Below are 21,988 nucleotides of genomic sequence, written 5' to 3' on the forward strand. Positions count from 1 at the left end.
GAACGCGTGACCGATCCCCACTCCGGCGCGTGGTGGTCCCGCGCCGTGTTCTACCAGGCCTACCCGCGCTCGTTCCGCGACAGCGACGGCGATGGCGTCGGTGACCTCGACGGCGTGACCGCCGGGCTGGACTACCTGGCGCGCCTCGGCGTCGACGCCTTGTGGCTGAACCCCGTCATGGTGTCGCCGATGGCCGACCACGGCTACGACGTCGCCGACCCGCGCGACGTCGACCCGCTGTTCGGCGGCCTGGAGGCGCTCGACCGGCTCGTCGACGCGGCGCACGCCCGCGGCATCAAGGTGACGATGGACCTGGTGCCCAACCACACCTCGTCGCAGCACCCGTGGTTCGCCGCCGCGCTGGCCGCCGGTCCCGGCAGCGCGCAGCGCGAGCGGTACGTGTTCCGCGACGGCAAGGGCCCCGGTGGGGTGCACCCGCCGAACAACTGGATCTCGGTCTTCGGCGGGCCGGCGTGGACCCGCATCGTCGAGCCGGACGGCAACCCCGGCCAGTGGTACCTGCACCTGTTCGACAGCGAGCAGCCCGACCTCAACTGGGACAACCCGGAGGTCTTCGACGACCTCGAGAAGACCCTGCGGTTCTGGCTCGAGCGTGGGGTGGACGGGTTCCGCATCGACGTCGCGCACGGCATGGCGAAGCCGGCGGGGCTGCCCGACATGGGCGACCCCGACTTGCCGATGCTGGCGCTCGCCGAGAACGATCCGCGGTTCAACCAGGACGGCGTGCACGACATCCACCGCGGCATCCGCACCGTGCTCAACGACCATCCCGACGCGGTGACCGTCGGCGAGATCTGGGTGTTCGACAACGAGGACTTCGCCAAGTACCTGCGGCCCGACGAGCTGCACCTGGGCTTCAACTTCCGGCTGGTGCGCGCCGACTTCGACGCGGCCGAGATCCGCGAGGCCATCGAGAATTCGCTCGCCGCAGCCGATCTCGCGGGGTCGCCGCCGACGTGGACGCTGGCCAACCACGACGTCGACCGGGAGGTCAGCCGGTACGGCGGCGGCCCGGCCGGGCTCGCGCGGGCGCGGGCGATGGCGCTGGTCATGCTGGCCCTGCCCGGGGTCGTGTTCGTCTACAACGGCGAGGAACTCGGCCTGCCGAACGTCGATCTGCCCGACGAGGTGCTGCAGGACCCGACGTGGGAGCGCTCCGGCCGGACGGTGCGTGGTCGTGACGGCTGCCGCGTGCCGATGCCGTGGTCCGGCGACGCTCCGCCGTACGGCTTCTCCACCTCGGCCGACACCTGGCTGCCGATGCCCGAGGACTGGGCGGGGCTGACGGTCGCGGCGCAGGACGGCGTCGACTCCTCGACGCTGGAACTGTTCCGCCGGGCCATCGAGATCCGCCACGGCCGAGGCGATCTCGGCGCGGGCATCGAGTGGCTGACCGCCGCCGACGGCGTCGTCGGCTTCCGCGGCCCCGACGGCGTGGCGTGCCTGCTGAACGCCGGAGCCGGTGACGCCGAGCTGCCGGCCGGGGAGGTGCTGCTGGCCAGCGGTCCGCTCACCGGCGGTGCGCTGCCCGTCGACACCGCCGTCTGGATCCGCTGACCGATGCGATTCACGAGCGCTCGCGTTCGGTGAGCGAACGTCAGCGCTCGTGAATCGCGGCTGTCAGCGCAGGACGACCGCCGGGTCGCCGCGACGGCGGTAGACGCTGCCGAAGCGGGCGTCGATCCGCAGCCACGCCGGCAGCACGCGCACCCGCACCACCTCGTCGGCCGCGACGGACTCGGGGGTGAAGTCGTCGCTGCGGCGCGTCGACTGCGGCAGGAAGCCCATGGCGGTGAGGGCGAAGACGCAGCGCATCGGGATGCCGACGCTCTCCGACCCGGCGCTGACGGCCACCACCTCCTGGTCGAGCAGCGACGCCGGTGGCCCGTGCGCGCTGCCGTGCTCCTTGGCCAGCGCGACGCCGCGCTGCGCGAGGTCCAGCACGACCCGGGCAGGGACGTCGTCGAGGTGAGCGAACCCCGCGTCCGGGGGCAGCGCGCCGCGCCACGCCGAGTCCATCGCGAACCCGGGCTCGACGAAACCGGACCGGTCCATCGCGGGCAGGGCGCGCGCCAACGCGTCGGCCCCCGCCGAGAGGTCACCCGGGCGCACCCGGCCGCCGATCACGCGGCTGGCCAGCACGTCGAAACCCGTTGCCACCCAGGCGACCACCTGACCACCGGGTCGCTCCCGCAGCCGGATGACGGCCGCCTCGTCGAGCCGCAGCGCGCGGTCGACGAACGTCTCGAGGTCGACGCGGTGCGCCGCGTCCTCGAGCCACAGACCGCGCTCGACCGCGTCGCTCATCGGGCGAAGCGCTGCAGGTACGCCCGGTGGTGCGGCGCCAGGCGCACCAGCTTCTGTTCTCCGATGTCGAACGCCGCCAGCTGCGTCTCGGCGATCACCGCGGGCTTCGAGTCGGGATCGGCGAGCACCGACCGGACCTCGTAGCCGAGGGTGAAGTCCACCGCGCGCATCCGGTTCACCCAGATGGTCACCTGCAACGGCGAATCCGCGAGCCGCAGCTGCCCCTTGTACGCGACGCGCACCTCGGCGATGAGCAGGCCGGTCGTCGCGAAGTCCTCGGCGAAGGGCTCGGAGAGGAACGGGACGCGCGCCTCCTCCAGGATCGTCACCATGGTCGCGTGGTTGACGTGCTGGTACATGTCGATGTCGCTCCAGCGCACCGGTACCGGCGTGATGAAGCGCTCGCGGGCGTCGGCGGACGACTGATCGGCGGTCAACTGGTGGCTCCCGTCCCACTGGTCCTGGTCATGCTGCGGATCTGGCGTGCAGCCACCGACAGCGTGGCGAGGTCCTTGCCGCCGTCGTCGTAGATCTCGGTGAGCGTGCGGCGCGCGCGGGCGACCCGGGAGCTGTTGGTGACCTCCCATTCCTCGATCTTCTGCTCGCCGGTCTCCTCCGGCTCGCCGACGGCGAGCACGTCGAGGCACAGCGCACGGATCGAGCCGTACACGTCGTCGCGAATCGCCAGACGCGCCAGCGAATGCCATCGGTCGTCGCGCGGCAGGCCGGACACCGCGGTCAGCAGGCCGTCGGTGCCGAGGTGGTCCATCAGCGCGAAGTACGCGTCGGCCACCTCGGCGGGGTCGCGATCGGTGATGTCGGCGATGTCGATGACGTCGAGCAGGCTGAACTGGTAGAGCCCGGTGGCCACCATGTAGGCCAGGTCCTCGGACACGCCCTTGTCGACCATCTCGCCGGTCTGCTTCATGACGATGTCGCGGTCGTCGCCGCGCAGCCACTCCGACATCCGCGGCGTGAGTTCGGCGATCTTCGCGGCGAACCGGTTCACCTCCGCGCCGACCGCCAGCGGCTGGGGCCGATAGTTCAGCAGCCACCGGCCGGCCCGGTCGATGAGCCGGCGCAGGTCGAGGGTCATGCGGTCGGTGACCGCCACCGACACCCCGTCGGCACCGGCGGCGCGGATGCGGTGCCACACCTCGCCGACCCGGAAGATCTCGTCGGTGGCGACGTAGCTGCGGATGGCGTCGACGGGCCCGACGCCGGTGTCCTCGGTGATCCGGAACGCATACGTGATGCCGGCCGTGTCGACGAGGTCGTTGACGAGCATGGTGGTGACGATCTCGCGGCGCAGCTGGTGGGTACGGATGTCCGGGCCGAACCGCTCGCGCAGCGGCAGCGGGAAGTACTCCGGCAGCCGGGCGGCGAACACCTCCTGGTCGGGGACGTCGGTGCCGAGCAGTTCGTCCTTGAGCGCCAGCTTGACGTGCGCCATCAGGGTGGCCAGCTCCGGGGACGACAGTCCCAGCCCCAGCTCGGTGCGGCGGCGGATCTCCTTGTCCGACGGCAGCGCCTCGAGTTCCCGGTTCAGGCCGCGGTCGGCGGCCAGGTCGCGAATCTGACGGGCGTGCACGGTCAGCAGGCTCGCGGCGTTGGCGCGGCTGGTGCCCATCAGATCGTTCTGCGAGGCGTTGTCGGCGAGCACCAGGTCGGACACCTCGTCGGTCATCGACATCAGCAGCTCGGTGCGCTCCCCGGCGTCCACCTTGCCCGCGGTGACCAGCGAGTCGACGAGGATCTTGATGTTGACCTCGTGGTCGGAGCAGTCCACGCCGGCCGAGTTGTCCATCGCGTCGGTGTTGATCCTGCCGCCGGCGAGGTCGAACTCGATGCGCCCGCGCTGGGTGACGCCCAGGTTGCCGCCCTCGCCGATCACCTTGACGCGCAACTGGTTTCCGTTGACCCGGATCGGGTCGTTGGCGCGGTCGCCGACGTCGGCGTCCGACTCGGTCTCGGCCTTGACGTAGGTGCCGATGCCGCCGTTCCAGAACAGGTCGACCGGCGCGAGCAGGACGGCCTTCATCAGCGCGGGCGGCGTCATCTCCGTGACGTCACCAGCCACGCCGAGCGCCGCGCGCACCTCCGGACTGATCGGGATGGACTTCTGGTCGCGGCTGTAGACGCCACCGCCGGCACTGATGAGGCTGCGGTCGTAGTCGTCCCAGCTCGACCGCGGCAGTCCGAACAGCCGGCGCCGCTCGGCGAAGGACGTCGCCGCGTCCGGGTCGGGGTCGAGGAACACGTGCCGGTGGTCGAACGCGGCGATGAGTCGGATGTGTTCGGAGAGCAGCATGCCGTTGCCGAACACGTCGCCGCTCATGTCGCCGACGCCGACGACGGTGAAGTCCTGCGACTGGGTGTCGACGCCCATCTCGCGGAAGTGCCGCTTCACCGATTCCCAGGCGCCCTTGGCCGTGATGCCCATGGCCTTGTGGTCGTAGCCGACGGAGCCGCCGGAGGCGAACGCGTCGCCCAGCCAGAAGCCGTAGGACTTGGCGACGTCGTTGGCGATGTCGGAGAAGGTGGCGGTGCCCTTGTCGGCGGCCACCACCAGGTAGGCGTCGTCGCCGTCGCGGCGCACCACGCCGTCGGGGGTGACGACGTCGCCGGTGGCGGTGTCGACGTTGTCGGTGACGTCGAGCAGACCGCCGATGAACAGCCGGTAGCAGGCGACGGCTTCGGTGCGCTGCGCGTCGCGGTCGGCCGCGGCGTCCCCCGTCGGCGCGGGCGGCGACTTCAGCACGAAGCCACCCTTCGCGCCGACCGGCACGATTACCGCGTTCTTCACCGCCTGCGCCTTGACCAGGCCGAGGATCTCGGTGCGGAAGTCCTCCTTGCGGTCCGACCAGCGCAGGCCGCCGCGGGCCACGTTGCCGAACCGCAGGTGCACGCCCTCGACCCGCGGCGAGTACACGAAGATCTCGTACTTCGGTCGTGGCAGCGGCAATTCGTCGATGAGCTGCGGGTCGAGCTTGACCGAGAGCACGTCGGATCCGCGTGCCGAGCCCTCCCGGGTGACGAAGTAGTTGGTCCGCAGGGTCGCCTGGATCATCGACGCAAACGCCCGCAGCACGCGGTCGGTGTCGAGGCTCACCAGCGCCTCGATGTCGGCGGCGACCACCGCCACCGCGGCCTGCGCGTCCGGGCGGGTGTCGGAGTCCGACGGGTCGAACAGGGCCTCGAACAGCCGCACCAGCGCCGCCGCGGTGTGCGGGTTGTCGTTGACGACGGTCTCGATGTGCGACTGGCTGTACGGAAAACCGGCCTGCCGCAGGTACTTCGCGTAGGCGCGCAGCACGGTCACCTGCCGCCAGTTCAGGCCGGCACGCAGCACCAGCTCGTTGAACCGGTCGATCTCGACGCGGCCCTGCCAGATGGCGGTCACCGCGTCGGCGAAGCGTTCGGCGGTCGCGGTGCGCTCGTCGGCGTCCTGGGGATCGGGGATGGACGGGTGCACGGCGATCTTGAACTGGTAGATCCAGACCGGAAGGCCGTCGGCGCGGGTCACCGTGAAGGGCCGCTCCTCGAGGACCACCACGCCCATCGACTGCAGCATGGGCAGCAGCTCGCTCAGTGACGCGCTGCGCCCGCCGAGGTACCAGGTGAGTTGCGCAGCGTGGGATTCGCGCCCCTCGGCGAAGACGAGCTTGACCGTGTCGGCCCGCAGGCCCTCGATGATCTCGATGTCGCCGATGGCGTCGGTCGGGCTGAACGCCTGCTTGTAGACCTCGGGGAAGGCCGCTGCGTAGTGCTCGGCGTGGCGCTGCCCGATCGCGCCGTCCTTGACCGCGCCGAGCAGCCGGTCGCCCCAGGTCCGGGCGGCCTCGGTGAGCAGGTCCTGGATGCGCGCCTCGTTGGCGGCCGTGACGTCGACGCTGTCCGGGCTGGTGCCGTCGGGCAGCTTGACCGTGAAGTGCACCAGCGCCCAGGGGGATTCGCTGACGCGCGCGGTGTACTCGATGGACACGCCGCCGAGTTCGCGGACCAGGATGTCCTGCATCTCCAGGCGGACCGCGGTGGTGTAGCGGTCGCGCGGCAGGTACACCAGGCAGGACGCGAAGTGGGCGAGCTTGTCCCCGCGCAGGAACAGCAGAGCGCGCCGCCGCGAGCCCAGATCGACCACGGCCGTGGCCATCTCGAGCAGATCGCGGGCGTTCAGCGCGAACAGCTCCGAACGTGGCACGGTCTGGATGATGTCCAGCATCAGCTGGCCGGGGTGGCCGGGGTCGCCCTGGGCCAGGGCGAGCGCCTCGTTGACCCGCCGCGAGATCAGCGGGATCTCCAGCACGTTGGCGTTCATCGCCGCGACCGTGAACAGGCCGACGAACCGGTGCTCGACGGTGGTGCCGAGCGGGGCGGACTCCCGCACCACCACGATGTAGGGGTAGGTGCCGTACCGCAGGAAGCTCGGGATGGTGGCCTGGGCGAGCACCAGCAGGTCGTCGTCGCCGGACAGCTGCGGCAGCACGTCGGTGCGCAACTTCAGCACCCCGAGCCGGCTGGCCGGTTCCACCGACGCCTTGCCGTCGTCGACGACGCAGCGCTGATAGCCGAGCAGCACGAAGTGGCCGGCGGCCAGCCACCGCAGCAGGGCGGCCACGTCGCGGCGGTCGTATCCGGGAAAGCTGCCGGACACGTCGGCGTCCAACGCGTTGGCCAGCCCGACGAGCGTGGCGTTGAGTGCGCCGGCGTCGATCGCGACCTGGCGCGCGTCGGCGAGCACGTTGGGCAGCAGGGTCGCGGCCTCGGTGACGGCGCCCGCGTCGGCCGAGGGCGACAACTCGACGTGGATCCAGGACTCCTCGATGCCCTCCCGGGGCGCCTCGGGGTCGGCGACCGGCCACATGGCGAGCAGCTCGCCACTCGCGCTGCGGTGCACCCGGAACACCGGGTTCATGATCGCGGTGTAGGCGACGCCGAGCCGGTGCAGCAGCACCGTCACCGAGTCCATGAGCATCGCGCTGCGGTCGGTGACGATCTGCACGGCCGGGCCGACGCCCGACTCGTCGCCAGAGGCGTAGACGGCGACCTTGGTCTCCCCCAGCGCGCGCTGCCTGCCGACCTTGGCGTGGGCGGCGAGCAGCGCCGGGGTGACGGCGCCGCCGGTCGGTGCGATCGGGGCGGTGACCGTGGCGTCGGCGGCGGGGGCGTCGCCGTGCGGGCCCTGGTGGGTCTGCAGGTAGGCGCGGGCGAGCGCGGCGTTGGGATCGCGCTTGAGGACCGTCGTCGGTTCGGCCGAACCCTCGAAGTCCCTGCCGCTGTTGCCGATCGCCGTCATGTTCCGCTCCTGCCCACGTGGCCTCGTTGACACGCAGAAGCGACTGTAGTGTCCGCCCGAGTCGCTCCGCTCCCCCCGTCGCCGGATCAGTCCCGGGTGAGACGCCGGTGCGTCACGCGGTGTGGACGCGCGGCGTCGATGCCGAGCCGCTCGACCTTGTTCTCCTCGTAGGCACCGAAGTTGCCCTCGAACCAGAACCACTTGGCCTCGTTGTCGACGTCGCCCTCCCACGCCAGGATGTGCGTGCACGTGCGGTCCAGGAACCACCGGTCGTGCGAGATCACCACGGCGCAGCCCGGGAACGCCTCGAGCGCGTTCTCCAGCGAGCTGAGCGTCTCGACGTCGAGGTCGTTGGTGGGCTCGTCGAGCAGGATGAGGTTGCCGCCCTCCTTGAGGGTGAGCGCCAGGTTGAGCCGGTTGCGCTCGCCGCCGGACAGCACGCCGGCCGGCTTCTGCTGATCCGGGCCCTTGAACCCGAACGCCGACACGTAGGCCCGCGAGGGGATCTCGTTCTGCCCGACCTCGATGAAGTCGAGGCCGTCGGAGACGACCTGCCAGACGTTCTTCTTCGGGTCGATGCCGGAACGGGACTGGTCGACGTAGCTCAGCTTGACCGTCTCGCCGACCTTCACCTCGCCGCTGTCCGGTTGCTCGAGTCCGACGATGGTCTTGAACAGCGTGGTCTTGCCGACGCCGTTGGGGCCGATGACGCCGACGATGCCGTTGCGCGGCAACGTGAAGGACAGATCCTTGATGAGCGTGCGACCCTCGAAGCCCTTGTCGAGGTGGCTGACCTCGACCACGACGTTGCCCAGCCGCGGCGGCGTCGGGATCTGGATCTCCTCGAAGTCGAGCTTGCGGCTCTTCTCCGCCTCGGCGGCCATCTCCTCGTACCGGCCGAGGCGGGCCTTGTTCTTCGCCTGTCGGGCCTTCGCGCCGGAGCGCACCCAGGCCAGCTCCTCCTGCAGGCGCTTGTGCAGCTTGGCGTCCTTGCGCCCCTGGACTGCGATGCGCTCGGCCTTCTTCTCGAGGTAGGTGGAGTAGTTGCCCTCGTACGGGTACGCCCGGCCGCGGTCCAGCTCGAGGATCCACTCGGCGACGTTGTCCAGGAAGTACCGGTCGTGCGTCACGGCCAGGATCGCACCCTGGTAGGACGCGAGGTGCTGCTCGAGCCACAGGACGCTCTCGGCGTCGAGGTGGTTGGTCGGTTCGTCGAGCAGCAGCAGATCCGGCTTGCTCAGCAGCAGCTTGCACAGGGCGACGCGGCGGCGCTCGCCACCGGAGAGATGCGTGACGGGCTCGTCGGGGGGCGGGCAGCGCAGCGCGTCCATCGCCTGCTCGAGCTGGCTGTCGATGTCCCACGCGTCGGCGGCGTCGAGTTCCTCCTGGAGCTTCCCCATCTCCTCCATCAACTCGTCGGAGTAGTCGGTGGCCATGAGTTCGGCGACCTCGTTGTAGCGATTCAACTTGGCCTTGATCGCCACGCCGTCCTCGACGTTCTGCCGAACGGTCTTCGTCTCGTCGAGTTCCGGCTCCTGCATGAGGATGCCCACCGACGCGCCCGGCTGCAGGTACGCGTCGCCGTTGTTGGCCTGGTCGAGCCCGGCCATGATCCGCAAGACGCTCGACTTGCCCGCCCCGTTGGGACCGACGACGCCGATCTTCGCGCCCGGAAGGAAGTTCAGGGTGACGTCGTCAAGGATGACCTTGTCGCCGTGCGCCTTGCGGACCTTCCGCATCGTGTAGATGAATTCGGCCATGCCGGTTGGTGCCTTTCGATGGTCTGGTTCTCGCCCCGGACCATCCTAGGCGCGTCCCCGTGGGCCGACGAGGGCGGCGTCAGGCCGTCAGCGGCAGCCCCTGCTCGGGCATCGGGTCCGCATCATCGGCGGGATCGGCGACGCCGGTGGCCGGAGCTTCGGCGTCCGGTGTCGGCTGCTCGGCCTGCTGCCGACGGTCCAGTCGTGCGCCGCACCGGGCCAGGTCCGGCCCGACGGCGGTGGCGCGGACCTCGACCGACGAGCGGCGGTTGCCGTCGCGGTCGTCGTACTCGCTGGTGTGGATGTGCCCGACGACGATCACGGGGTCTCCCTTCACCAGCGCGGCACTGGTGCCGGCGACCACCCGGCCCCAGCAGCTCACGGTGACGTAGAGGGAGTTGGACGTCTCCCAGGTTCCGTCGTCGGTGCGGCGCCGCGAGTTGCTCGCGACCCGGAACCGGACCATCTCCTGCTCGCCGACCCGACGGTGGACGGGATCGGTGACGATGGTGCCGACGACGGTGAACGGTGTCTCGAACATGATCTTCCTTCGCTGTTCTTCCGATGCGGCGCACCCGAACGGCGCCGCTGGTGCCATTCACCGCGGCGTCACCGACGGAACACCCGCTGCACGTCCCGCGACGGCGGAGGCCTGTGGATGAAGCGAGCACTGTGGATGGTCGAGTGAAGTCGGCCGTTGGTCGCCGTAAGCGTGAGACGAACCGTCAGCGTGAGACGAAGACGCCGGCGGCGACGGCGGCGAGGGCTGCGTCGACCGCCCGTCGGGCATCCCGGGGCCGGGACGGGATGCCACCCGGTGAGGAACTGGTAGTACTTCCGCCGCGAAGATGGCCGTGAACAGTCGGCCCCGTCGCGGATGGGCCAGCGTCGGCGGCACCAGGCGCGCGTTGGCCAGGGAGTCGCCGCCCCGCCTGAGGCTAACGGCCCTCGCGTTGCGCCAACTGCGCCAGCATCGCGTTGTAGGCGGCGAGGTCGGCGTCGTCGTCGCGGTCAGCGGCCCGGTCGAGGCGCTTGGCGGTACGGCGGTCGCTGCGCGTCCACTGGATGAGCAGCGCCAACAGCACCAGGACCAGCGGCACCTCGCCGGCCGACCAGGCGATCCCGCCGCCGAGTTTCTGATCGTCGAGCAGATCGGTGTGCCACGGCAGTTTCAGCGACTCGTAGAACGACCCGGCGAGTACCTGCTGCGTGCCCATCAGCACGACGCCGAAGAAGGCGTGCAACGGCAGCGACGCGAACACGACGGCGAGCTTGGCCAACGGCGGGATGGGTCGCGGCGTCGGGTCGACGCCGATCACCACCCAGTAGAAGAGATAGCCGCTGAGCAGGAAGTGCAGGTTCATCGCGAGGTGCGCGGCGTGGGTTCCGGCGGCGGCGTCGAAGATGCCGCCGAAGTACAGGCCGTAGAAGCCGGCCACGAACAGGACCAGCGCCACGATCGGATGGGTGAGCACCCGCGACACCCGGCTGTGCAGAGCGGCCAGCAGCCATTCGCGCGGGCCGGGCGGCTCGCCGCGACCCGCCACCGGCAGCGCCCGCAGAGCGAGGGTGACCGGCGCGCCGAGCACCAGGAGGACCGGGACGAGCATCGACAGCAGCATGTGCGCGGCCATGTGCACGCTGAACATGGCCGGCATGTACCGCCCGATCCCCGACGACGTGGCGATGAGCAGCACGGCGCAGCCCAGGATCCAGGCGACGAGCCGTCCGGTGGGCCAGGCGTCGCCGCGGCGGCGCAGACGCACCACGCCCGCGACGTAGACCGCGGCGAACAGCAGCGCGGCGGTGCCGAAGATCAGGTCGAAGCGCCAGTCGAACATGAGCCTGCCGACCGTCGGCGGTCCGGCGAGGTCGTAGCCGAGTTCGACGTTCGGGATCGACGGGTTCAGCACGACGGGGGGCGGCGGCGGGGTGCGGCCCAGCGCGACGGCGATGCCGAACGTGATGCCGAAGACGGCCGCCTCGACCACGGCGAGCCGCAGCAGCATCCGGCGGTCGGCGGGGTCGCCGGCGAGGGCCGCGACGCCGCGGCGGCGCTGTTGCCAGCCGAGGCCGCCGAGGACCAGCAGAGCGGCCACCTTGCCGAGCACCAGCCAGCCGTAGCTGCTCGTGACGAGGTCGCTCGGCCGGACGCGGACCAGGGCGTTGACGATGCCCGACAGCGCCATCGCCACGAAGCACCACAGCGCGACGGCCGAGAACCGGCGCGCGGCGACGTCGGCGTGTTCGCCGCCACGCAGGGCGTGGGCCAGCAGCGCCAGCAGCCCGCCGGCCCAGATCGCGCCGGCGACGAGATGAATGAGGAGGCTGTTGGTGGCGAGGTCGTGCGAGCCACCCGAGGAGGAGTGTCCGGACAGCGCCAGCGGCAGCAGGGTGATCAGCGATCCGCCGAACAGCACCGGCGTCCACGCCCAGCGCAGCACCGGCAGGCCGGCGATCGTGACGATCGCGGCCAGGGCCGCGGTCCAGCGCCATGCGCCCGCGGTCTCGACCAGGCCGGCGATCGACCACACGTCCGTCGGCGTCAGTGACGACACCGGCTGGCCGGTGACGTCCGACGCCGTCAGCGGCACCAGCAGCGCGGCACTGACCGCCCACACCGCCGAGGCGAAGGTGCCGATCCGCAACGCGCGGTAGCCCGCCACGTCGAGCACGCCGGAGGTCTGCGGCGGAACCAGAAAGGCGGCCAACAGGAACGAGCCGACCGCGACGACGGCGGCGATCTCCCCCGCCGCCCGCACGAACGGCAGCCCGTAGTTCGTGACCGGCCCGGGGTTGGGCAGGCCGGTGGCCAGCAGTGCGTCGGTGAGGGCGAGCGCGGCGATCGCCGCCGCCGTGACGCCCGCCAGCAGTCCGACGCCCAGCAGCACCGGACCCACCGACGCCTGACGGGTGGCGCGTGGCGCGACGGTGGTCATCTCACCAGCGTATGGCGGCCGGCTGGGAGTGCGTCAGCGGGCGGGTTCCCGACGCTGCCGTTCGCGCTCCGCGAACTGCCGCCGGGACAGCTTCTCCACGGTGTCCATGTCGGCCAGGATGGCGCGCAGCTCGTCGACGAACGCTTCCCGCCGCTCGGCGAGATCGGCCGCCGGGGTGAGCAGGTTCTGGTCGGCGCACACCTGCCGGGCCGTCGTGAAGAGCAGCGCCGACACCGACTCGTTGCTCCGCACCCGGTCCTGCGCGACGTACTGCGCTCCGACGCCCAGCGCCCGCTGGGTCAGCTCCTTCTCCGGCACCTCGGCGGGCGAGTCGCAGAGCACGTCGGCGACGATCTCGTAGGCCTCGAAGAACGGCCGCAGCATGGCGCCGGCGACCAGCGGCCGCTTCTCGTGCAGCATCTCCTGGATGCATTCCGGCCCGGCGACGACGTCCTCCTGCCACGTCGACGACGCGTCGCCGGTGCGGCTGCGCGCCAGCCAGGACATCTCCTCGTCGACGTGCTCGCGGAACGCCGCGGAATCGGCGAAGTAGAAGTCGAACTTCAGCAGATCGCGCAGTCGCAGCGCCTGGGCCCAGAACGCCTCGACGCGGTCGCCCTCGGCGTGGGCGGCGTGCGCGAGCGCGAGGTCGACGATCGACGTCTCGAGGAACGCGTCGACGAGCGTGTTCCGGTAGAACGCGGCCTCGTGCTCGTCCTGCGGGGCGATCAGCCACACCGGCTCCCGGCCACCGTCGACGCGCGTGACCGGGTGTCCGCCGGAGAGCGCGTCGACCGCGGACCGCACGCCCTCGGGAGTCCGCAGCCGCAGCGCGCTGTTGGTGATCGGGGTCCGCTTGCGCTCGAGGTAGTCGAGCGAGTCCTGCAGCGTGTGGTGCAGCTGGTCCAGGGTCAGCGCGACACCGCGCGTCGTGAGCAGCAGGGCGGCGACCAACGCGGTGGCGTTGATCGGCGTCGCGCGCAGGATTCGCCAGGCCACCTCGAACGCCATCTTCTGCATGGCGAGGCGCTTGGCGTCGGCATCGGTGGTCATCGGCCCGTGCGGCTCGCCGAGGTACTCCCGCATCGACACCGCCTCCGGGAAGCGGACGTAGATCTTGCCGTAGCTGCGTTCACCCTGGGCCTTGATGTACCGGTACATCCAGGACAGGCCCTCGGGCGTCTTCTCGCCGCCGCGGGCGTAGGCGGCGTACTCGGCGGTCTCGTGCAGCTGGTCGAAGCTGATCGACACCGGCTGCAGCAAGATGTCGTCACTGCGCCCGTCGAGATAGGCGTCGGCGACGTAGGCCAGCAGACCGAGCTTGGGCGGCAACATCTTTCCGGTGCGCGACCGGGTGCCCTCGATGGCCCAGCTGAGGTTGAACCGCTTCTCCACGATGTAGCCGACGAATTGCCGCAGCACGTACTTGTACAGCGGGTCGTCGAGCTTGCGGCGCAGGAAGATGACCCCCGAGTGCCGCATCAGCGGACCCATGAACGCGAACGACAGGTTGACGCCGGCGAACGTGTGCACCGGCGGCAGCCGGTTCTCCTGCATGGCGACCGGGACGATGACCCCGTCCAGGTAGGACCGGTGGGAGAACAGCAGGACCGCCGGGTGGTTTTCCAACGCCTTGCGCATGGCCTCGACCTGCGCGCGGTCGTAGTCGACGTTCGGGTCGAAGCCGCGGCTGAAGATGGCGCGCCCCAGCGACGGGATCAGGTCCACCGAGAACCTGCTCCACCCCGTGGAGAGTTCGTCGAGCATCTCCCCGGCCTTCTCCACCGTGGCGTCCGGGATCTGCTCGAGCCCCTCGCGGAACTTGGCCGACGCCAGCATCTCCGGCTTGACCAGGCGCGGCGACTTGTACTCCGGTCCGAGCAGTCGCAGCTCGACCCGTTCGATGGCGAGGATCGCGCGGCGCAGGACGAAACGGGCGAATTCGCGTGGGTTCTCGGCGGTCGTCGTGTCGGACCACTGCCGGTGCAGCTCGGCGACCGTCGCCGGTTCGCCCGCCACGACGCGCGCCCGGGACGCGTCGCGCGCGAGGATGCGGCGCTGCAGGACGGTCGGCGGGCGGTAGGTGTCGCGGCCGGACAGCAGCGAGACGACCTTCGACCGCGTCGGCAGGCCGCCGGGCACCCAGAACACCCGGACCGGGACCACCGACCGGTCGTCGTCGGCCTCGAGCAGCTCCACCAGGCTCGCGAGCGCCGCCGCGGGCGGATCGTCGTCACCGGGAAGTTCGAGCACCTCGATGCGCGCCTCGGGATGCCTGCTGCGTTGGTCGGTCAGCCAGTCGGCCAGCAGTTCCCGCTCCGCGGCCGACCCGACCGACGCCAGCACGAGCGCGTCACCGGTGGGGTTGAAGGTGGCGAACTCGTCGGCCGACGGCTTCACCGACGGCCCTTGGCGGTGCGGCCGGTCGTGCCCTCCGCGGCGGTGGCGGCGTTCGGGGCGGCCTTATTGGCGGGCGCCTTCTTGGCAGCCGCTTTCTTGGCAGGAGCCTTCTTGGCGGGCGTCTTCTCGGCAGCCGCCTTCTTCGGGGGAGCCTTCTCTGCGCCGGCCTTCTTCCCGGCAGCCGAAGCCGTGTGCGCGTACGGCGGCAGCCCGTCGGGCAGGCCGTCATAGGGCCAGTCGGCCAGGGTGTCGACGTAGAGCTGGCGCACCTCGGCGATGCGGTCGTCGAGGTTCTCGCTGTTCCAGTCGTGCACCGGGATCGGCGGGAACACCGCGATGTCCACGAGCCCCGGGTTGAACGTGCTGGAGTTGCGGTGCGCGATCACCTCCGCGTTGCGGATGACGATGGGCACGATGGGCACCCCCGCGGACATCGCAATGCGGAACGGCCCCTTCTTGAACGGGCCGACGCTGGTGGTGTCGAGGCGCGTGCCCTCCGGCGCGATGAGCACCGACAGGCCCTTGCGGGCGAGTTCCTCGATCTTGTGCAGGCTCTCCACCGCGGCGGCCGGGTCGTCACGGTCGATGAACGCCGCGTCCATCACCTTGCCGATGCTGCCCATCAGCGGGTCCTTCTCCAGTTCCTTCTTGCCGACCGAGGTGAAGTCACTGCTGATCAGCCGGCCGGCGATCAGCGGATCGGCCTGGTTGCGGTGGTTGAAGACGAACACCGCGGGCCGCTGGGCGGTGAGGTTCTCCTCCCCGATCACGTTGAGGTCGATGCCGATGACGGTCATCAGCAGCCTGCTCCAGGTGGAGGTGAAGAAGTTGACCCCGGTGCGGCGATTGCGGGTCAGCAGGCCGATCCCGAGCGCGCCCGCCGCGGCGGGCACCAGCGACGCGATGCCCGCGACGGTCCTGATTTGCGACACCGGGCTGCTGCCGCTGCGGCTGGTGAACCGCAGGACCGGCCAACCCCGTTTGGCCGCAACGGCTTCCATCTTGCCGCCGGGATTGGTGGGCCGCGGGTTGCCCACCAGGTACATGAGCGCCACGTCCTCGTCGCCGTCGGCGTAGAAATAGCTCTTGGCGAGGTCGATGTCGTGTTGCGCCGCAAAGGCCTGCACGGCGCGGGCCTTGCCGGGCCCCCAGATGATGGGCCGCTTCACCTCGCCGCTGATGAGGCCGTCATCGTCGGTCTCGAACTCGTTGCACAACACGTTGTCGATGCCGAGGAACCGTGCCACCGGTTCGACCTGCACGGTGAGCGCCGAGGAGCTGAGCACCACCGTGTGCCCGCGAGCCTGGTGGGCACGCACCATGTCCCGCATCTCGGGGTACACCCGCTTCTCGACGTGCTGCAGGAACAGCCGCTCACCGAGTTCGGTGATGTCGCTCAGCGAGTTCCCGTGCAGCATGCGGGCGCCCTTGCCGATGAGGTCCTCGAACTCGCTGCGGCCAAGCTGATGGTTGAGGCCAGCCTGCACCATGCCGATGAACTCGCCGACGTTCATCTGTCCGCGGCGCAGCCGGTCCTGCGTCATCATGACGCCCGTGAACCCGGCGACCAGCGTGCCGTCGAGGTCGAAGAACGCCCCGATCTCCGGGCCCTCGGGACTGGCCTGGATCTCGGCCACCGATCCCGGCAGGCGCAGGTCGCGCCGGGGTTGACCGTTCTGCGAACTCACTGGGGCACGCTCCCGTCGGGTGGTGTCGGATGCTCGGGGTCGAGGCGGAACGAAGCGGGTACGGCGTGCGCGTCGCCGCCGAGGGCGAGCACCTCGTCGAAGCCCGCGGCCAGGCAGCGCGCCCAGGTCCGGTCCTCGGTGATCGACGCGCGGTCGTAGCGGGTGGTGATGGTGCAGTACCCGGCGCGCGACACCAGGACGACCATCATCGCCACGCCGGGCAGCGGCCCGAGTCCGTAGTGCCGCAGGATCTTCGCGCCGGAGATGAAGGTGTCGCCGGGGTAGATCGGCACGTTGCTCGCCTGCACGTCCGACCCGACCACCGAACCGGCGACGGACTCCAGGACGGGGTCGGGCAGCAGACTCAGGACCGGCGCCACCGAGCCGACGAGGTCGATGGCCCGCTCCTCGCGCTTGCGCGTCATCTGCGAGCGCACCTTGCGGATCCGCGCGGCGGCGTCGACGATGCCGACCGGCGCGGCCAGGTTGACCCCGGCGAAGCGGTTGCCGCCGGCGGGGTCGTCGTCGGAGCGCAGGTTGACCGGAACGGCCATCGGCACCGTGTCGACCGGGATGCCGCGGGCGTCGTGGTACAGCCGCAGCGCCCCGCACAGGCCGGCCAGGTAGGCGTCGTTGATCGACCCTCCGGCGGCCTTGGCGGCGCGGTGCAGATCCCCGAACTCGATGTCGATGGCCTCGCTGCGCGAGGACAGGCTGCGTCGGCGCAGCAGCGGCGACGGCTGGGACACCGGTGCCATCACCCGCGCTCCCGACCGGGCGTACTCGACGACGCCGCCGACCGCCGACACGGGATTGCGGATGACCCGCCCCGCGGCGGACGCCGCACCGCCGAGCGCGCCGAGCATACCGCCCACCAACGAGCCGGGCAGCCGGTTGATGCCCTCACGCATCAGGTCCGACGGGGAGAGGTCCTGCGGGATCGGCAGCGGCGCCTGCCGGTGGGCGGGCGCGTCCCGCTCGAAGTCGTAGATGCTCGCGAACATCTCCACCCCGCCGACGCCGTCGGTCACGGCGTGGCTGAGATGCAGGATCGTCGCCGCACGCCCGTCGGCCATGCCCTCGACCAGGGTGGCCGACCACAGCGGCCGGGAGATGTCCATGGGGCTCTGCAACGCGACCTCGGCGAGGTCGAGCACCTCGCGCAGCGTGCCGGGTTCGGGCACCCGCACCCGGCGGACGTGGAAGTCGAGGTTGAAGTCGGGGTCGACCACCCAGCGTGGGGCGACGGTCGGCAGCGTCGGCATGACGACCTTCTGGCGCAGGCGCAGCACCTTGCGGGAGGCCTGCTCGAAGGTGGCCCGGAAGCGACTCCACTCCGGCGTGGCGTCGAGCAGTTCGACGCCCATGATCCCCGACCGGGTGCGCGGGTTCGCCTCACCGCGGTGCAACAGCTGGTCGACCGCACTCAGCTCGTCGGGCCCTGCCGCGTCCAGCTCCGACGCGTCGCTCACCGTGTCGCCCTCCTCCCGGTCCGCCGTGCGAGCACCACGCTAGTCGGCTCCGGTGTCAGCGCGGGGGCAATCGGTGCGCGCGCAGCCTCCTGTGGATGGGCTGGGAGATACACTCTCGCCAGCGTTGCCTCCGTAGCTCAGTTGGATAGAGCAAGGGCCTTCTAATCCCTAGGTCGCAGGTTCGATTCCTGCCGGGGGCGCTCCGCCGCGGTGGCGACATCGGGCACCAGGGTCGGCGGTTCGGGTGCGGCGTCGACGACGGGTCGCGGCCGGAGCACCGCAGGCCGCCACCTTTCCGGCAACCCCCGCAGCACCGCGGCGACGACCAGCAGGATCGCCGCGGTGACCGCGGCGAGCACGGCCACCGGCAGCGCCGGGAACAGGTTCTCCAGCAGCAGGTAGACGCCGAAGAGTCCGAACAGGGCGGCGGCGCCGATCTGGATGAGGCGCTCGGGGAGGTGCTTGCCGGCCACCGCGCCGACGATGATGGCCAGGCCGTCGGCGGCCACCATGCCGAGCGTCGAACCGATCCAGACACCCAGCCAGTCGTTGTCGGCGGCCAGGGTGATGGTTGCCAGCATCGTCTTGTCGCCGAGTTCGGCCAGCATGAACGCCGAGGTGACGACGAAGAAGGCCGGCGCGGTGGCACGCTGGGCGCGCGACGCCTCCTCGTCGGTCAGCGAGTCGCCGCGCAACGTCCACAGTCCGAACAGCACGAACATCGCGCCGGCGATCAGGCCGAGCAGGTGGGTGGGCAGCGCAGCCCCCAGGTAGTGCCCGATCGCGACGGACAGCACGTGCACCGCGGTGGTGGCGGCGAGGATGGCGGTCAGGACCACCCACCAGCGGTAGCGCAGCGCGAACATCATCGCCATCAACTGGCTCTTGTCGCCCAACTCGGCGATGAAGATGACGGCGAAGCTCAGCAGCAGTGCGGCGAACACCCACGACTCCTCGGTCGGCGGCCGCCCACCGGGGCTGAACGCCTCCGGCCGACGACCGAAACGGTCTCCTACGGCCGAAGGTCTCGCCCACCGGCGGGTGCCGGTCCGGACAACCGGGCCGGGCGAATGGTCGCCGCGGCCAGTGTGTCGACTGCCCGATTCGGGGGCTACTCCCCTTCGTTGCGGCCCAGCTTACGCACACCGCGCCACCGCGCGCAACGGCTACCATGCGAAAGTGCGCCCGCGACAATGTTTTTGGTGACTCCACGCCGATTCTTCGGGTACCCGCACTTTCATCGTGGCAACGCCGGACGACCGTCGCGCCGGCTCGGCACGCGGCCGGGTCCGGCGTCGGCCCGGGCACGAGGTACACATGACGCGATGTCCGACGTCGACGAACGCCTACGACCCCGGCCCGACAGCGGCTACGTCTATCGCACGTCGTGGCCGGTGACGACCGGCGACATCGACTCGGATCTGCACCTGCGTCTGGACGGCGTCGCGCGCTACATCCAGGAGGTCGGCGCCGAGAACCTCGTCGACGCGGGCGAGGCCGAACAGCACCCGCACTGGCTGGTGCAGCGCACCGTCATCGACGTCGTCGAACCGATCGAATGGCCCACCGAGGTCGCGTTCAGCAGGTGGTGTTCGGCGCTGTCGACCCGCTGGTGCACGATGCGCGTCGACGTCGAGGGCGCCGAGGGCGGTCGCATCGAGACCGAGGGGTTCTGGATCGCCATCAATCAGGAGACGCTGACGCCACAGCGCGTCTCGGACAGCCTGATCGACCGCTTCGCCTCCACCACCTACGAACACCGCCTCAAGTGGCGACCCTGGCTCCACAACCTCGAGTCGGCCGAGCACGAGATCCCATTCGCGTTGCGTCGCACCGACATCGACGTCTTCTCCCACGTCACGAACACCGCCTACTGGCACGCGATCCACGAAGTGGTGGCCGAGGAGCCCGACGTGTGCGCGGCGCCCTACCGCGCGGTGGTCGAGTACCGCCGGCCCATCCAGTACGGCGAAGACGTGACGCTGCGCTGGACGCGCCGCGACGACGCCGTCGACATCGCCCTCACCGTGGGCGACGAGGTCCGCGCCGCGGCCCTGTTGCGCGCCTTGCCCTGAGTCGACGTTCGGCCCCTCGCGCCGAGTCAGCGGGCAGCAGCCCGCCGCCACGCGCGATTGGTCAACAGCCGCAAGCCGTTCAACGCCACCACGATCGTCGATCCCTCGTGCCCGGCCACCCCGAGGGGCAGCGGCAGATCGCCGACGAGGTCCCACGTCACCAGCGTGACGATGACCGTTCCCGCGATCACCAGGTTGGCGATGACGACCCGGCGCGCACGCCGTGCCAGGGCGACCACCGTGGGGATGACGCTCAGTTCGTCGCGGACGGTGACGGCGTCGGCGGTGTCGATGCTGAGGTCGGCCCCGGTACGTCCCATCGCGATCGACGCGTGCGCCGACGCCATCGCGGGTGCGTCGTTGACGCCGTCGCCGACGACGAGGACCCGGCTTCCGGACTCCTCCAGATCCCTGATGGCCATTGCCTTCTCATCCGGCAACCGCTCCGCCCGAACGTCGAGGATGCCGACGCGTGCGGCCACGTTCGCCGCGGCGCGCGGATTGTCTCCGGTCAACAGCACCGGCGGGACGCCGGTCATCGCGGTGAGCCGGGTGACCGCATCCGCGGCGTCGTCCCGGAGCCGGTCGGTCAGCCCCAGCACGCCCGTGACGCGACCGTCCACCACGACGAGCACGGCGGTGACGCCCTCGTCGGCGAGGTCGGCGGCCTCAGCCACCTCGTCGGGACGCTCCGGCGCCCGCACCACGACGTCGCGGCCGTCCACCTCGGCGCGCACGCCACGGCCCGGCAACGCCGCGAAGTCGCGCGCCGGCGGCACCGTGATGCCCCGCGCCCGTGCGGCGGCCACGACCGCGCGCCCGAGCGGGTGCTCGCTGTACTGCTCGGCGGCCGCGGCCCACCGGAGCAGAGCGCCGGGTTCCGCTCCGTCCGCGACGGGCAGCACCGCGGCCAGTTCGGGCGTGCCGCGGGTGAGGGTGCCCGTTTTGTCGAGGACCACCACGTCCGCGTCGGCGAGATGCTCGATGGCCACGGCCGACTTCACCAGCACGCCATGCCGTCCGGCGTTGGCGATCGCCGAGAGCAGCGGCGGCATCGTCGCGAGCACCAGCGCGCATGGCGAGGCGACGATCATGAACGTCATGGCGCGCAGCAGCGTGGCCGAGAAGTCGTGTCCCAGCAGCAGCGGCACGGTCAGCAGTGCCACCGTGGCGACGACCACCGCCGTGGAGTACCGCTGCTCGACCTTCTCGATGAAGAGTTGCGTGGTGGCCTTGGTCGCGGACGCCTCGGCCACCAACGCCACGATGCGGGCGACCACCGTCTGCGAAGGGTCCCGGTCGACCGCGATGCGCAACATGCCGCGCCCATTCACCGTGCCCGCGTACACCGCGTCGCCCGCCGTCTTGGCGACCGGCAACGGCTCGCCCGTGATCGACGACTGGTCGACGTCGGACGTTCCCGCGACGACCCGGCCGTCGGCCGAGATCCGCTCACCCGGACGGACGAGCACGTGGTCACCGACGGTGAGTTGGTCGGCGGCCACGACCCGTTCGGCACCCTCGTCGTCGACCAGGGTGGCCGTCTGCGGCGTCAGCACCAGGAGTGCGTTGACGCTGTCCTCCGTGCGCTTCGTGGCCACGTCCTCCAACGCACCGGAGGTGGCGAAGATGACGATGAGCAGCGCGCCGTCGAAGACTTGGCCGATGGCCGCCGCACCGATCGCGGCGACGATCATCAGCAGGTCGACGTCGAGTCGCTTGTCGCGCAACGCCTTCAGGCCGTCGAGCCCGGGCTCCCACCCGCCCGCGGCGTAGCAGGCGAGGTAGAGCACCCACGTGACGGCAGTGGGCATCCCCGCGAGCTGGGCAGCGAGCCCGACTCCGAACAGCGCGAGCGCGACGACGGCCCAGCGGACCGACGGCAGCGACCACGCGGCGGCCCACGGTCCGGGCGCGCGGTGTCCCGCGCGGGCAGCGGTGGACGGGAGCGTGCTCGAGAAAGTCACATCCGCATGTATACATGTACAGTTCTAGATGTGTCATATGTCTTCGCGGACACATGCTTGAAT

General features: G+C 70.8%; 13 protein-coding genes and 1 tRNA gene. 3 read left to right on the plus strand and 11 right to left on the minus strand.

Features of this window, described 5'->3' with window-relative positions; genetic code table 11:
- Positions 1-6: 6 nt before the first annotated feature.
- A complete protein-coding gene (locus FZ046_RS23765) occupies positions 7-1,578 on the plus strand; it encodes a glycoside hydrolase family 13 protein (protein ID WP_070354694.1) in 1,572 nt (523 codons plus the stop codon).
- A gap of 63 nt (positions 1,579-1,641) precedes the next feature.
- Here the strand turns inward: FZ046_RS23765 and FZ046_RS23770 are convergent, their stop codons facing one another.
- From FZ046_RS23770 to FZ046_RS23815, 9 genes are all read right to left on the minus strand, one after another.
- Entirely contained in the window at positions 1,642-2,328 is a 687-nt protein-coding gene (locus FZ046_RS23770) for a DUF8185 domain-containing protein (RefSeq protein WP_070354693.1), read from the minus strand.
- Positions 2,325-2,765 carry an acyl-CoA thioesterase gene (locus tag FZ046_RS23775; protein WP_125939797.1) on the minus strand — a complete coding sequence of 147 codons (441 nt, stop codon included), beginning with the start codon at positions 2,763-2,765 and terminating at the stop codon, positions 2,325-2,327. The genes FZ046_RS23770 and FZ046_RS23775 overlap by 4 nt, the downstream gene beginning before the upstream one ends.
- Positions 2,762-7,624, minus strand: coding sequence for an NAD-glutamate dehydrogenase (locus FZ046_RS23780; protein WP_070354692.1), 4,863 nt, complete (start codon positions 7,622-7,624; stop codon positions 2,762-2,764). Before FZ046_RS23780 ends, FZ046_RS23775 begins: the two co-directional genes overlap by 4 nt.
- Positions 7,625-7,710: 86 nt before the next feature.
- The gene (gene ettA / locus FZ046_RS23785) at positions 7,711-9,384 is read right to left on the minus strand and encodes an energy-dependent translational throttle protein EttA (RefSeq protein WP_070354691.1); all 1,674 of its coding nucleotides are present in this window, start codon (positions 9,382-9,384) and stop codon (positions 7,711-7,713) included.
- Positions 9,385-9,463: 79 nt separating this feature from the next.
- Positions 9,464-9,925, minus strand: coding sequence for a single-stranded DNA-binding protein (locus FZ046_RS23790; protein WP_070354690.1), 462 nt, complete (start codon positions 9,923-9,925; stop codon positions 9,464-9,466).
- A 397-nt stretch (positions 9,926-10,322) separates the two neighbouring features.
- Positions 10,323-12,323 carry a bifunctional copper resistance protein CopD/cytochrome c oxidase assembly protein gene (locus tag FZ046_RS23800; protein WP_070354689.1) on the minus strand — a complete coding sequence of 667 codons (2,001 nt, stop codon included), beginning with the start codon at positions 12,321-12,323 and terminating at the stop codon, positions 10,323-10,325.
- A 33-nt stretch (positions 12,324-12,356) separates the two neighbouring features.
- Positions 12,357-14,723, minus strand: a complete 2,367-nt coding sequence (locus FZ046_RS23805) for a glycerol-3-phosphate 1-O-acyltransferase (protein ID WP_070354688.1) — start codon at positions 14,721-14,723, stop codon at positions 12,357-12,359.
- Positions 14,720-16,411 carry an HAD-IB family hydrolase/lysophospholipid acyltransferase family protein gene (locus FZ046_RS23810; RefSeq protein ID WP_070354687.1) on the minus strand — a complete coding sequence of 564 codons (1,692 nt, stop codon included), beginning with the start codon at positions 16,409-16,411 and terminating at the stop codon, positions 14,720-14,722. Before FZ046_RS23810 ends, FZ046_RS23805 begins: the two co-directional genes overlap by 4 nt.
- Positions 16,408-17,883: a wax ester/triacylglycerol synthase family O-acyltransferase gene (locus tag FZ046_RS23815; protein ID WP_070354686.1), complete on the minus strand. Its 1,476-nt coding sequence runs from the start codon at positions 17,881-17,883 to the stop codon at positions 16,408-16,410. Before FZ046_RS23815 ends, FZ046_RS23810 begins: the two co-directional genes overlap by 4 nt.
- Before the next feature lie 126 nt (positions 17,884-18,009).
- Here FZ046_RS23815 and FZ046_RS23820 point away from each other — a divergent pair.
- A tRNA-Arg gene (locus tag FZ046_RS23820) sits at positions 18,010-18,083 on the plus strand.
- On the opposite strand, the gene FZ046_RS23825 is transcribed toward FZ046_RS23820, so the two are convergent.
- Positions 18,045-18,827 carry a TMEM165/GDT1 family protein gene (locus FZ046_RS23825; RefSeq protein ID WP_083298417.1) on the minus strand — a complete coding sequence of 261 codons (783 nt, stop codon included), beginning with the start codon at positions 18,825-18,827 and terminating at the stop codon, positions 18,045-18,047. The two genes, FZ046_RS23820 and FZ046_RS23825, sit on opposite strands and share 39 nt — an antisense overlap.
- Positions 18,828-19,208: 381 nt before the next feature.
- On the opposite strand from FZ046_RS23825, the gene FZ046_RS23830 reads away from it, so the two are divergent.
- Positions 19,209-19,958: an acyl-[acyl-carrier-protein] thioesterase gene (locus tag FZ046_RS23830; protein ID WP_070354685.1), complete on the plus strand. Its 750-nt coding sequence runs from the start codon at positions 19,209-19,211 to the stop codon at positions 19,956-19,958.
- A gap of 26 nt (positions 19,959-19,984) precedes the next feature.
- On the opposite strand, the gene FZ046_RS23835 is transcribed toward FZ046_RS23830, so the two are convergent.
- Entirely contained in the window at positions 19,985-21,925 is a 1,941-nt protein-coding gene (locus FZ046_RS23835; RefSeq protein WP_407664432.1) for a heavy metal translocating P-type ATPase, read from the minus strand.
- Between the last annotated feature and the right edge of the window lie 63 nt (positions 21,926-21,988).

Source organism: Mycolicibacterium grossiae (genome assembly GCF_008329645.1).
GTDB classification, from domain to species: domain Bacteria; phylum Actinomycetota; class Actinomycetes; order Mycobacteriales; family Mycobacteriaceae; genus Mycobacterium; species Mycobacterium grossiae.